Origin of the sequence: Sulfitobacter sp. D7 (assembly GCF_003611275.1) — a bacterium.
Taxonomy (GTDB): domain Bacteria; phylum Pseudomonadota; class Alphaproteobacteria; order Rhodobacterales; family Rhodobacteraceae; genus Sulfitobacter; species Sulfitobacter profundi.
The window spans coordinates 21,442-34,509 of sequence record NZ_CP020695.1 but is presented as its reverse complement, the minus strand read 5'-3'; the positions used below and the strand labels follow the sequence as shown (position 1 = coordinate 34,509).

Below are 13,068 nucleotides of genomic sequence, written 5' to 3'. Positions count from 1 at the left end.
CCCCACCGAATGCGCGCCCGCCCCCTTCAGTTCATCCTTTCTTAAATACCGTCCGCAATCTCCCCCAAACGCCATCCTTGCCAATCAAGCCCCCAACAGACCTTCACAAATCGCTCAAAAATCAAGCATCGCCGTTGATACGGCAGGCAATTTCTGTCGCAACAGATTGACCGAAAAAGGCTTTCCCAAAAATTAAAATCGCCGGATTGACAGCAAGAAACTTGCAACCGCATACTCGACCAATCTGATATTGGTTCAAGAAAGCGGTCCATTGCCCAGCCCTGACATCGGCCTCAACACCGACCCAGACAAGGTTTTGCTCGAAGTGCGCGACTTCAGCCTGCGCTTTCGCGGTGCGCCGAGCGACCAGATTAACCATGTGAACTTCGCGGTCCAACCGGGCAAGACGCTCTGCGTTGTCGGGGAAAGTGGATGCGGCAAAAGCGTGACCTCTTTGGCGATGATGGGGCTGCTGCCCGAAGGCGCTGCGACGATCAGATCGGGCGAGATGGTTTTCGAGGGGCAAAAGCTCGACCTTGCCGATCACACCGCCATGCGCAAATTGCGCGGCAGTCGGATGACCATGATCTTCCAAGAGCCGATGACCTCGCTCAACCCCGCGTTCCGCATTGGCGACCAGATCACCGAAGCCGTGCTTGCCCATAGCAACGCCAGCAAGTCCGAGGCCGAGGATAAGGCGCTGGCGATCCTCAAGCGGGTCGGCATTCCGGCGGCGGAAAAGCGGATGCGGGATTATCCGCACCAGCTGTCGGGTGGGATGCGCCAGCGGGTGATGATCGCAATGGCGCTGGTGAACGACCCCGCGCTGCTAATCGCAGACGAGCCGACCACCGCGCTCGATGTGACGATTCAGGCGCAGATCTTAGAACTGATCCGCGATCTTCAGGCCGAGACTGACATGGGCACGATCATGATCACCCACGACCTCGGCGTCGTGGCCGAAATCGCCGATACCGTGGCCGTCATGTACGCGGGCACGATTGTTGAGACCGGCCCGGCGGAGCGCATATTCAACGACCCGCAGCACCCCTACACGATTGGCCTCATGTCCTCGATCCCGCAGTTGAGCGGTCCGCGCGGGCGTTTGGCCACCGTGCCGGGCATGGTGCCCACGACGCAGAACATGCCTGAAGGCTGCCGTTTTGCCACGCGCTGCCCTTTCGCCCAGCCCATCTGCGCCAAGGAACCGCCGCTTGCGCCGCTGGAAGGTGGCCACGCCGTCGCGTGCCATTTCGCCCCGCTAGAGACCCATCTGGAGCAGAGCGCATGACCGACACGATCCTGACCGCGCGCGGGCTAAAGAAACATTTCAAAACCTCGGGCGGCGGCTTGGCGAAAGGGGCCACGGTAAAGGCGCTCGACGGCGTCTCCTTCGACGTGCGCCGCGGAGAGACCTTTGCCATCGTCGGCGAATCCGGCTGTGGCAAATCCACCCTCGCGCGGCTGCTCATGCGGCTGCTGACCCCGACCGAGGGCGATGTGCAGTTTGACGGCAGCGATGTGCGCAGCCTTGCGGGGCGCGACCTGACCGCGCTGCGCCGGGACATGCAGTTCATCTTTCAGGATCCCTTTTCGTCGCTGAACCCGCGCATGAGCGTCGGCAAGCTGGTCGGCGAACCCCTAGAGACGCATTTCCCAAAAATGTCCGCCTCTAAGCGGCGCGGCAAAGTGGCGGAACTGCTGGCTAAAGTCGGCCTGCGCCCCGAGCACGCCGAACGCTACCCGCATGAGTTTTCGGGCGGTCAGCGCCAACGGATCGGGATTGCCCGCGCGCTGGCCTCCGCTCCGAAGCTGGTGATCGGGGATGAGCCTGTCTCGGCCCTTGATGTGTCGGTGCAGGCGCAGGTGATTAACTTGCTGGGCGATCTGCGGGATGAGTTGGGGCTCACGCTGGTGATCATCGCCCATGACCTCGCTGTGATCCGCCATATGAGCGACCGTGTGGCGGTGATGTATCTGGGCCAGATCGTCGAACAGGGTGATGTCGATACGGTCTACAACCACCCGCGCCATCCCTACACCCGAGCTTTGCTCTCGGCCATTCCGGTCGCCGCCCATGGTGCACGCACACCGCAAACCGCGCTTGAGGGCGAGATGCCGAGCCCGGCCAACCCGCCCTCGGGCTGCCGTTTCCACACCCGTTGCCCCTATGCCAAAGAACGCTGCGCGAGTGAGCCGCCTGCCTTACGCGAAACCGATGCAGGCGACGGTCATATCGCCGCCTGCCACTTTTTCGAAGAGATCGCCGCCGCCACGCCGGACCTCGGCCTTGCCGATGCGCCCGAACGTGCCCCCGGCGCGGCGGCACGCTTTGCGCTTTACCAAGACGCCATGCGGGATCGGACAACGCTCCGCCCCCGCCAAGACCAAGAATAACAGGCTAAAACAGACTTAATGAAACGACAGGAGAGTTCGATATGACACTGACCAAAATGACCCTCGCCGCCGCGCTGCTGGGGGCCACGACCCTCGGCGCGCAGGCGGCAGACCTGCGCATCGCGCTGCAATCTGACGCCGATGTGCTGGACCCCGACCAGTCGCGCACCTTTGTGGGGCGGATCGTCTATACCTCGCTTTGCGACAAGCTGGTGGACATCACGCCTGATCTGGAAATCATCCCCCAACTGGCGACCGAATGGTCCTTTTCTGAGGATGGCAAGCAACTGACCATGATGCTGCGCGATGATGCGGTTTTCCATGACGGCACACCGTTTGACGCCGAGGCCGTGGCCGCCAACATCGACCGCAGCCAGAACCTTGAGACCTCGCGCCGCAAGTCCGAGCTTTCCTCCATCACCGGCGTCGAAGTGCTGGGCAGCCATGAAATCCGCTTTGATCTTGCCGATGCCGACGCCACGCTGATGGCGCAGTTCGCCGACCGCGCGGGGATGATGGTTTCCCCCACCGCTGCCGAAGCGGCGGGCGATGACTTTGGCCTGAACCCGGTCTGTTCGGGCCCCTACCAGTTCAAAGAGCGTGTGGCCCAAGACCGGATCGTGCTGGAGAAATTCGCCGACTACTACAACGCCGACGAATACCACTTTGACAGCGTGACCTACCTGCCGATCCCTGACACCACCGTGCGTCTGGCGAACCTGCAATCGGGCGACATCGACATGCTTGAACGCCTCGCCGCAACCGATCTGGCGCAGGCCGAAGGTGACGACGGCATCAAGGTCGAAAGCGCCGTGTCGCTGGGCTATCAAGGCATCACCATCAATGTCGCCAATGGCGAAAAGGGCGACAACCCTTGGGGCAACGACAAACGTCTGCGTCAGGCGCTGAGCTATGCGATCGACCGCGAAGCAATCAATCAGGTCGTTTTCAACGGTGCCTTCGCCGCGGGCAACCAGCCCTTCCCGCCGAACTCGCCTTGGTACAGCACCGACTTCCCCGTGCCTGAGCGTGACGTAGAAAAGGCCAAGGAACTGCTGGCCGAAGCAGGCTTTGCCGATGGGATCGATCTTGAGGTGCAGGTGCCCAACACCACGATCCCGCTGCAACTGATGCAGGTCGTACAGTCCATGGCGGCAGAGGCGGGGATCAACATCTCGATCACCTCCAAGGAATTCGCAACGCTGCTGGCCGACCAATCGGCGGGTGACTATCAGGCGAGCCAGATCGGCTGGTCGGGCCGTGTGGACCCCGATGGCAACATCCACCAGTTCATGACCTCCGATGGCGGCATCAACGATTCCAAGTTCTCGAACCCGGAAGTGGATGAGCTGCTGAACAAGGCGCGCAAATCCAACGATCAAGACGTGCGTCGCGAAAGCTACACCGCGGCCCGTGCGATCCTGAACGAAGAGCTGCCGATCGTGTACCTCTATCACCAGACATGGATCTGGGCGCTGGACTCCGACATCTCCGGCTTCACCCCCTATCCTGATGGCATGATCCGCCTTGAAGGTATGAAAAAAGAAGAAGGGTAAAACCTTCTCCATATGCACCGCCGGGCCGGTCCCGGCGGTGCCCCTCCCCTGAGCGAGACGTTTCAAAATGCTGTCCTTCATCCTGCGCCGTCTGGTGATCGCGATCCCGACGATCATCTTGATCTCGGTCTTTGTCTTCACCTTGCAAAAGCTGCTGCCGGGCGATCCGGTGCTGGCCATGGCCGGCGAAGAACGCGACCCGCAGGTGCTGGAATTCCTGCGCGAGAAATACCGCCTGAATGACCCAATCCCGGTGCAATATTTCACTTGGATCGGCAACGCGCTGACGGGGGACTTGGGCATTTCGCTGCGCACCAACCAGCCGGTGCTTGAGCTGATCGGGGAAAAGCTGCCCGTCACGATCCAACTGGCGACGATGGCGATGATCTTTGCCCTACTGATCGGCGTGCCTGCGGGGATCTTCTCGGCCGTTAAGAAGGGCACCGTGACCGATTATGTGGCCAATGTGGTGGCGCTCTCGGGCCTGTCGATCCCGAACTTCTGGCTGGGGATCATGCTGATCCTGCTGGTCTCGGTGAAATGGAAACTGCTGCCCGCCTCGGGCTATGTGCCCCTGAGCGAAGACCCCATCCGCTCCATCACCGTGATGATCATGCCCGCCTTCGTGCTGGGCACAGCGCTCGCCGCCACGCTGATGCGCCACACGCGGTCGGCCATGCTGAGCGTGCTGAGCAGTGACTACGTCCGCACCGCCCGCGCCAAGGGTCTGGTCGAGCGGAAGGTTATCCTCAAACACGCCTTCCGCAATGCGCTGACGCCCATCGTTACCCTGACTGCGCTCTTGTTTGGTGAACTTATCGCGGGCGCGGTGCTGACCGAACAGATTTTCACCATCCCCGGCTTTGGCAAGCTCGTGGTCGATGCGGTGTTCAACCGGGATTACGCCGTGGTGCAGGGGATCGTGCTGGTCACCGCCGTTGGCTTTATCTTTATGAACCTGCTGGCCGATGTCGCCTATGTGCTGCTGAACCCCCGCCTGAGGAAGCAATAATGGCCCAACCTGCCACCCCCATCACCATCGACGCCGAAAGCGCCGCTGATCCGGTCCTCTCTGCCCGTCCGGAAAACCGGGTCTGGAAGAAATTCCGCCACCACCGCAGCGCCATGCTGGGCGGCGTGCTGGTGGTTTTCTTCTGCGCCATCGCTTTGCTGGCCCCGTTACTGCCCATCCCCGACCCTGCCGCCACCGATTGGGGTGCTGTGCGCAAAGGGCCCTCTGCCGCGCATTGGTTCGGCACCGATGAGCTGGGCCGCGATGTGCTGTCCCGGCTGATCTGGGGGGCGCAGGCGTCCTTGCTGGCGGGGGTCGTTTCAGTCGCCATCGCGCTTGGGCTTGGCGTCCCTCTGGGCATCATTGCCGGGTATTTCGGCGGCTGGACCGATGCGATCATTTCGCGCTGCACCGAGGCGCTGTTGGCCGCGCCCTTCCTGATCCTCGCCATCGCGCTGGCGGCTTTCCTCGGGCCAAGCCTGACCAACGCGATGATTGCCATCGGCATCTCTGCCACGCCGATCTTCATCCGCCTGACCCGCGGTCAGGTGCTGAGCGTCGCCGCCGAGGATTACGTCGAGAGCGCGCGTGCCATTGGCCTGTCGACCCCACGCATCCTGCGCCGCTATATTTTCCCCAACGTGCTGCCGCCCGTGCTTGTGCAAGCCACGCTGACCGTCGCCACTGCGATCATCGCCGAAGCCTCCCTGTCCTTCCTTGGCCTCGGGCAGCAGCCCCCTGCGCCCTCCTGGGGCTCGATGCTGAACACGGCGAAAAACTTCCTCAATCAAGCGCCTTGGATGGCGCTCTGGCCCGGCATTGCGATCTTCATGGTCGTGCTTGGCTTTAACCTTCTCGGCGACGGGCTGCGCGATGCGCTGGACCCGCGCGAACACTGACCGGAGACGACATGACCCCCTTTACCACCCGCCCCGAGATCCGCGGCTCCTTTGGTGTCACCACTTCGACCCATTGGATCGCTTCGACCGTGGGTTTTGGCATCCTCGAAAAAGGCGGCAATGCTTTTGACGCCGCCGCCGCTGCGGGCTTTGTCTTGCAGGTGGTCGAGCCGCATTTGAACGGCCCGGCGGGCGATCTGCCGATCATCTTTCACCACGCGGAAAAGAAAGCGACCAAGGTCGTCTGCGCCCAGGGGGTCAGCCCCGCCGCCGCCAAGCTCGAGCATTTCGAGGAACTCGGGCTGAAACTGATCCCCGGCTCGGGGCTTTTGTCGACAGTGGTGCCCGGTGCCTTTGACGGCTGGATGCTGATGCTGCGCGATCATGGCACCATGGGCCTGCGCGAGGTGATGCAACCCGCGATCGACTATGCCCGCGATGGCCATCCGGTGCTGCCGCGCGTGTCGAACACCATCAAGGGGTTGGCCGAATATTTCGCCGCCGAATGGCCCAGCTCCGCCGCCGTCTGGACGCCGGGCGGCGAAGCGCCAGAGCCCAATGCCAACTTCAAAAACCCCGATCTAGCCGCCACCTATGAACGGATTCTGCGCGAGGCCGAAGCCGCAGGAGAGGACCGCAGCGCGCAGATCGAGGCCGCGCGGAAAATCTGGTCCGAAGGGTTCGTGGCCGATGCAATTTTCGACTATCTAGAAGACGCCTGCGTTCATGACGTGTCAGAGCAAAAGAACAGCGCCCTGCTGGCGCGCGAGGACATGGCCAAATGGCAGGCCAGCTACGAAGACACGCTCACGTATGAGTATCACGGCTGGACGGTGCACAAGACCCACGCCTGGTCGCAGGGGCCGGTGTTTTTGCAGGCCCTCGCAATCCTCAAACATTTTGATCTGGCCGCGATGGACCCGATGGGCGCCTCCTTTACCCATACGGTGATCGAGGCGATGAAACTCGCCTATGCCGACCGCGAAGCCTATTACGGCGACCCCGAGCAGAGCATCATCCCGATGGAAGAACTGCTCTCTGACGCCTATAACGCTGAGCGCGCGAAACTGGTGAACGGCAAAGCGTCCCTTGAGCAGCGCCCCGGCGTGATCGCAGGGTTGGAGCATTTGGCCGAGCGTTATATCGAACGCGCTGCCCGTGATTTCGGCGTTCAGAATGCCGCGCCGCAAGAACCGACGATGGCGCATCTGACCGAAAAACGCGGCGATACCGTGCACCTTGATGTGATCGACCGCTGGGGCAATATGGTCTCGGCCACGCCCTCGGGCGGATGGTTGCAGAGCAATCCGGTCGTGCCAGGCTTGGGCTTTCCGCTGAACTCGCGCGCGCAGATGTTCTGGCTTGAGCGGGGCCTGCCCACGTCGCTTGCCCCCGGGCGTCGGCCACGCACCACGCTGACCCCTTCTTTAGCCGAGCATGCAGATGGGCGGCAACTGGTCTTTGGCACGCCGGGTGGCGACCAGCAGGACCAATGGCAGCTGATCTGGTTCCTGCGTTTCGTGCATCACGGGATCGACCTCCAAGAAGGCATGGACGCGCCGCTGTTCCATACCATGCATTTTCAAAGCAGCTTCTTTCCCCGCCAAGCCCTGCCCGGCGAGATGATGATCGAACCCAATGTCGGCGCTGCGGTGATCGACGTGCTGCGCGCGCGGGGGCATATTGTCACCGTGGCCGAGCCGTGGTCAGTGGGGCGCATGACCGCCGCGCTGCGCAATCCCGATGGCAGCCTTCAGGCCGCCGCGACCCCCCGCCTGATGCAGGCCTATGCCGTAGGACGTTGACCCATGACCTATTCCATCATCGCCCGTGATCCCGACAGCCAAGAAATCGGCATCGCCGTGGCCAGCCGCTTTTTCGCCTGCGGGGCTGCCGTGCCCTACATCGGGCGCCGTGTCGCCGTGGCGACGCAGGCTTTCGTCAATCCGCTTTGGGGGACCGAAGGCCGGCGCATGCTGGAAAGCGGTGACCCCGCCGAAGCACTGCTGAAGGAATTCGCCGCGCGCGACGCAGGCCGCGATATCCGCCAGTGCCATATGCTCGACGCCGAGGGGAATTTCGCCGCGCATACCGGTGCGGGCTGTGTCGATTGGGCCGGGCACCGCGTTGGCAGCACTCATTCGGTTGCGGGCAATATGCTGACCGGGCCAGAGGTCGTAGAGGCCACGTTCGACACCTATGCCGCCCGCAGCGATCTGCCGATGGCCGAACGGCTGCTTGCCGCGATGCGTGCGGGCGAAGAGGCGGGCGGCGACAAACGCGGGCGTCAGGCGGCGGGGCTGGTGATCCACCGCGGGCAGGACCACGCCTATCTCGACTTGCGGGTCGACGACCACGGCGATCCGCTTGGCGAACTTGACCGGCTGCTTGAGGTCGCAGGAGAGCGCTATCTCCATGTGGCCGAAGCGATGCCGAGCCTCGACAATTTCTCGGGCACCTCGGACCGCGGACCAATTGATGCCGCGATTGCGCGGGCCGAAGAGGCGCGCAAAGCAGCGGGCAAAGCCAGCCGGTCACTGGCGACAGATGTAGAGACAAAGAAAGATTAACCCGATGAACGCGCTCGATTTTGGCCAGCTTCTGCCCCTCCTCGCCATTGCGGTGACCGCCGGTATTTTTGGCGGTATCCTTGCGGGTCTGCTGGGTGTTGGCGGCGGTATTGTGATTGTGCCTGCGCTCTATCTTGCCCTGTCGACGGCGGGGATGGACCCGGCGATTACCATGCAGGTGGCCGTTGGCACCTCGCTGGCGACTATCGTCTTTACCTCTTTGTCCTCTGGCTATGGTCACTTCAAACGCGGCGCGATTGATATGGACCTGCTGAAACTCTGGGCGCCGTCGCTTTTGGTTGGCGTTGTCATCGGCGCGCTTTTGGGGGGCTATGTCTCGGGGCTGATCCTTGTCGGCGTTTTTGCCACCGTAGCCGCGCTCGTCGCGCTCGACATGATCTTTCGCAAGACCAAAGACGACCCCACGCCGCGCGGCTTTGCCAAGTCCATCTGGGCGGTGCTGGGTGTTGTCACCGGCGGGCTGTCGGCGATGATGGGCATCGGGGGCGGGACCATTGGCGTGCCGCTGTTGAATTTTCTCGGCTACGACATCCGCCGCGCGGTCGGCACCTCTGCCGCAATCGGCTTTATCATCGGGCTGCCCGGCGCGGTGGTCTATGCGCTGACGGGCCTCGGCGCCGAAGGGCTGCCGCCCTTCTCGCTTGGCTATGTGAACCTTGCCGCTGCGGCCATCATCATTCCGCTGACCAGCAGCTTTGCCCATGTCGGAGTAAAATTGGCCCATAGCATCCCCCGAAGGGCGCTTCGGTTTGCCTTTGGAATTTTCCTGATGGTAACGTCATTGCGTATGTTCATTGATTTATTTGAAGCGTTTTCCAACTCATGACTCAGCCCCCCCAGACCGCCCCAAGTGAAGATGAATTGGCCGAGCGGCTGCGCGGAGCGATCCGGCAAGGGGATATCCTGAACGATGGGCGGATGCCGCCCGAACGGGCATTGGCCGAGCATTTCGGCGTGAGCCGCGCGCGGCTGCGGCTGGCGCTTGGCCTGCTGCAAGAGGATGGTACGATCTACCGCCGCCACGGCCAAGGCACCTTTGCCACGCCGCCGCCCGCCACCAATGCCGACAGCCTGCGCCACCTCGCCCGGCAGGTCACGCCAAGCGATGTCATGGAAGTCCGGCTTGAGGTCGAGCCCGCGCTGGCCGCCCTCGCCGCAGACCGCGCCCGCCCGCAAGAGATCGAGCGGCTGGACCAGTTGATGCGCGCCACGCTGAACCTCAGTGATCCCGACGCCTATGAGGCAGCGGATGACATGTTCCACTACAAGATCGCCGAGATGGCCCGGAACCCGCTGTTCCTCACGGTCTACGAATCCATCCGCGCGGTGCGCCGCGAAGTGGCTTGGACCTCGCGCCGCCGCACCTATCACGCGCCTGAGACATTGCAGATACTTGGCGAACAACACATGACCCTGAACGACGCCATCGCCCGGCGCGATACGCTCGGTGCGGCCGCGGCGATGGAACAGCATTTGCTGACCGTATCCAAAACCCTGCTCCGTGACCGGGTGCGCAAGATCGAGCTCGATCTCTAGCTGGGTCAGTCCTGAGCACTGCTGAAGTGGTCAAGGGTTGTAGCATCGAGTCCGCTCATATCACGAAGGAAACCACCCTCAAAACGCTGTGGATTCATTGTCCACAAAGCGCCCTCACCCCATTGCCATTTTGAGCGTCCAGCGCTAGCAGTTTTCCTGACCTTGTTAATAAGATCGCTGGAGGATACAAAATGTTCAAAATCACCAAGCCCACGGCAATTATCGCCACTTTGGCCGCGCTCACCGGAGGAGCACTGAGCGCCCAGACCGAAGTCAAGATCGGCTACGCCCTCGCCCCCGACAGCCACTACGGCGTCGCGGCGCAGAAGTGGCAGGAAGTCGTCGAAGCCGAGACCGACGGCAAGTTCAGCTTCCGCCATTTCCCCTCTTCCGGCTTGGGCGGTGAGCGTGAAGTGGTCGAGGGTCTGCAGCTTGGCACCGTAGAGGCGACCATCGTCTCCACCGGCACGCTGAGCAACTTCGTCCCCGCCACCGGTGTGACCGACATTCCCTTCCTGTTCCGCAGCCTTGATCACGCCCGCCGCGTGCTCGACGGCCCCATCGGCCAAGACATTCTGGCCGAGTTTGACGGCGCGGGCATGGTGGCCTTGGCTTGGGGTGAGCAGGGTTTCCGCCACATCACCAACAACCGCAACGCGATCGAGACCCCAGAAGACATTGCGGGCATGAAACTGCGCACCATGGAAAACCCGGTGCACCTTGATGCCTTCAACGCCGCCGGTGCTGCCCCCACCCCGATGGCATGGCCCGAGGTCATCAGCTCGCTGCAGCAAGGCACCATCGACGGGCAGGAAAACCCGCTGTCGGTGATCGTGTCGGTGAAGCTTGACGAAGTGCAGAAGTATCTGACGCTGTCGGGCCACGTCTATTCGCCCGCCATGCTGCTGGTCTCCAAACCCTTCTGGGAAGGTCTGTCTGACGAAGACAAGGCCGCTTTTGAGAAGGGCGCGACCGAGGCTGTGGCTGCCATGCGCGGCTTCGTCGATGATGTCGAGCAAAGCGGCGTCGAAACGCTGAAAGAGCGCGGCATGGAAGTCAACGAGCTGACCGAAGAGCAAAAAGCCACTTTCCGCGCCTCGATTGAGAGCGCCTATGAAGGCTACTATGAGACCTACGGCAAAGAGTTGATCGACCAGATCGCCGCGACCGAGTAAGCGCCGCGATGTAAAATCAGACGGCCGGGAGCAGCGCTTCCGGCCGTTTTGCACGGGAGGGGAAACCATGCGCAGATTGGAACAGCTATTCGTCAGGGTGAACGCCGCGGTGGTGATCGCCTGCCTGACGGGGATGGTCTTGGTCGTGGGGGCCAATGTCGCTTTGCGGTTCAGCACCAACCATTCGCTGTCATGGTCCGATGAATCCGCCCGTTACCTGATGATCTGGATGGCCTTTCTGGGGGCTGGATTGGCCCTGCGCCAAGGCGGCCATGTCGCGATTACCAATCTGCATGACGTGATGAGCACCCGGATGCAACGCATTTTGCGCGCGGTCATCGTGGCGGTGCTGCTGTTCTTTTTCGCCTTTATGGTTAAAGTCGGCTGGGATTATATGCAGCGCGCGCAGTACCAGATGACCCCCGCAATGCGCCTGTCGTTCCGCTATGTTTATGCTGCCATGCCCGTTGGGTTCACGCTGTTGATCGTGCATTTGCTGCTGATCGCGCGGCCTTTCATAATGGCGGGCCACTACCATCAGTCCGATGGCCAAACCGAAAACATGCCGGGAGCCGCCAATGGCTGAGATCCTCTTTATCTCGCTTTTCGTGCTGATGGTGCTGGGCCTGCCCGTTGCCTTTGCCATGGCCATTTCGGTTTTTGCGGCAATTGGCTTGGGCAGTTCCTATCCGCAGATCGTCGTTGTCAAAGAGATGTTTTCCGGCCTCGACAGCTTCCCGCTTTTGGCTGTGCCCTTCTTCATCCTCGCCGCCGAGATCATGACCGGCGGCGCGATCACGCACACACTTTTGCGCTTTGCGGCACAATTCGTGGGCCACCTGCGGGGCGGCTTGGGCTATGCCAATGTGATCTCCTCCACCATGTTCGCGGGCATTTCCGGCTCGGCCTTGGCCGATGCGGCGGGGCCGGGGGCGATGATGATCCGCATGATGGAAAAAGGCGGCTATGACCGCTCCTACGCCGGGGCGCTGACGATTTCCTCGGCGGTGGTAGGGCCGATCATTCCACCGTCGATCGTGATGATCATCTATGCGCTGCAGGATCAGGAAGTCTCGGTCGGGTCGCTGTTTATGGCCGGTGTCATTCCGGGGCTTTTGCTGGCCTGTGGCAGTCTTGCCGCCAACGGGTGGGTCAGTTGGAAACGCGACTATCGCAGCGCAGATGCGCGCCCCGAGCGGGCGCAGATGTGGCGCAATACCTTTATGGCGCTGCCAGCACTTGGGCTAATCGTGTTGATTGTCGGCGGCATCCGGGGCGGTATTTTCACGCCCACAGAAGCCTCGGTCATCGCGGTGTTCTATGCCCTCTTCTGCGGTTTTTTCGTCTACCGCGCGCTGCGCTTGCGTGACCTGCCGGGGCTGATCCTGCGCGCCGCGCTGATTTCGTCCGCCGTTTTGTTGATCCTTGGCGCGGCGCGGGCCTTTGCATGGGTTCTGGTGATCGAAGGCGTGCCGCAGTTTCTGGCCGAGACGATCATTTCATGGGAGTTGTCGCCGATCCTGTTTCTCTTGGCGGTCAACGTGTTGCTGCTGCTCTTTGGCCTGTTTATGGACCCGCTGCCGGGCGTGATGATCTTGGTGCCGATCTTGGCGCCGATCAGCCATGCGCTTGGCATCGCGCCGGACCATTTTGCGATTGTGGTGATCGTGAACCTGACGCTCGGCCTGACGACGCCGCCGGTGGGGAGCCTGATTTTCGTGGTGTCTTCGGCGGTGAACCTGCGCCCTGCGGCGCTGATCCGTGAGATGCCGCCGTTCTTTCTGGCGAATTTTGTCGTGTTGATGCTGCTGACCTTTGTGCCGGCGATTTCGACATGGCTGCCGAAGGTCAGCGGTTTTTAACAGTTTACCGCCCGGCATCAGACCGGGCGGCGTTGCCGGT

The 13,068-nt window shown here is 62.0% G+C and carries 12 protein-coding genes; all 12 read left to right on the top strand.

Annotated elements, in window-relative coordinates; translation table 11 throughout:
* The first annotated feature begins 271 nt into the window (after positions 1-271).
* The 12 genes from B5M07_RS16690 to B5M07_RS16635 all read left to right on the top strand — a co-directional run bounded on the left by B5M07_RS16690 (position 272) and on the right by B5M07_RS16635 (position 13,028).
* Positions 272-1,291, top strand: a complete 1,020-nt coding sequence (locus B5M07_RS16690; RefSeq protein ID WP_120352334.1) for an ABC transporter ATP-binding protein — start codon at positions 272-274, stop codon at positions 1,289-1,291.
* Complete coding sequence (locus tag B5M07_RS16685; protein ID WP_120352333.1) at positions 1,288-2,397, top strand: ABC transporter ATP-binding protein; 1,110 nt, start codon at positions 1,288-1,290, stop codon at positions 2,395-2,397. The genes B5M07_RS16690 and B5M07_RS16685 overlap by 4 nt, the downstream gene beginning before the upstream one ends.
* Positions 2,398-2,438: 41 nt before the next feature.
* Positions 2,439-3,953 carry an ABC transporter substrate-binding protein gene (locus B5M07_RS16680; RefSeq protein ID WP_120352332.1) on the top strand — a complete coding sequence of 505 codons (1,515 nt, stop codon included), beginning with the start codon at positions 2,439-2,441 and terminating at the stop codon, positions 3,951-3,953.
* Positions 3,954-4,020: 67 nt separating this feature from the next.
* Positions 4,021-4,965 carry an ABC transporter permease gene (locus B5M07_RS16675; RefSeq protein ID WP_067628831.1) on the top strand — a complete coding sequence of 315 codons (945 nt, stop codon included), beginning with the start codon at positions 4,021-4,023 and terminating at the stop codon, positions 4,963-4,965.
* Positions 4,965-5,864, top strand: a complete 900-nt coding sequence (locus tag B5M07_RS16670) for an ABC transporter permease (protein ID WP_067628764.1) — start codon at positions 4,965-4,967, stop codon at positions 5,862-5,864. The genes B5M07_RS16675 and B5M07_RS16670 overlap by 1 nt, the downstream gene beginning before the upstream one ends.
* Positions 5,865-5,875: 11 nt before the next feature.
* Positions 5,876-7,669 carry a gamma-glutamyltransferase family protein gene (locus B5M07_RS16665; RefSeq protein WP_120352331.1) on the top strand — a complete coding sequence of 598 codons (1,794 nt, stop codon included), beginning with the start codon at positions 5,876-5,878 and terminating at the stop codon, positions 7,667-7,669.
* A gap of 3 nt (positions 7,670-7,672) precedes the next feature.
* Positions 7,673-8,434 (top strand): DUF1028 domain-containing protein, encoded by a 762-nt coding sequence (locus tag B5M07_RS16660; protein ID WP_120352330.1) that lies wholly within the window; start codon positions 7,673-7,675, stop codon positions 8,432-8,434.
* Between the two features lie 4 nt (positions 8,435-8,438).
* Complete coding sequence (locus tag B5M07_RS16655) at positions 8,439-9,281, top strand: sulfite exporter TauE/SafE family protein (RefSeq protein WP_120352329.1); 843 nt, start codon at positions 8,439-8,441, stop codon at positions 9,279-9,281.
* Positions 9,278-9,991: a FadR/GntR family transcriptional regulator gene (locus B5M07_RS16650; RefSeq protein ID WP_120352328.1), complete on the top strand. Its 714-nt coding sequence runs from the start codon at positions 9,278-9,280 to the stop codon at positions 9,989-9,991. The genes B5M07_RS16655 and B5M07_RS16650 overlap by 4 nt, the downstream gene beginning before the upstream one ends.
* A 191-nt stretch (positions 9,992-10,182) precedes the next feature.
* Positions 10,183-11,166, top strand: coding sequence for a TRAP transporter substrate-binding protein (locus tag B5M07_RS16645; protein ID WP_120352327.1), 984 nt, complete (start codon positions 10,183-10,185; stop codon positions 11,164-11,166).
* 67 nt (positions 11,167-11,233) lie between these two features.
* Positions 11,234-11,752, top strand: coding sequence for a TRAP transporter small permease (locus tag B5M07_RS16640; protein ID WP_120352326.1), 519 nt, complete (start codon positions 11,234-11,236; stop codon positions 11,750-11,752).
* Complete coding sequence (locus B5M07_RS16635) at positions 11,745-13,028, top strand: TRAP transporter large permease (protein WP_120352325.1); 1,284 nt, start codon at positions 11,745-11,747, stop codon at positions 13,026-13,028. The genes B5M07_RS16640 and B5M07_RS16635 overlap by 8 nt, the downstream gene beginning before the upstream one ends.
* Positions 13,029-13,068 lie beyond the last annotated feature (40 nt).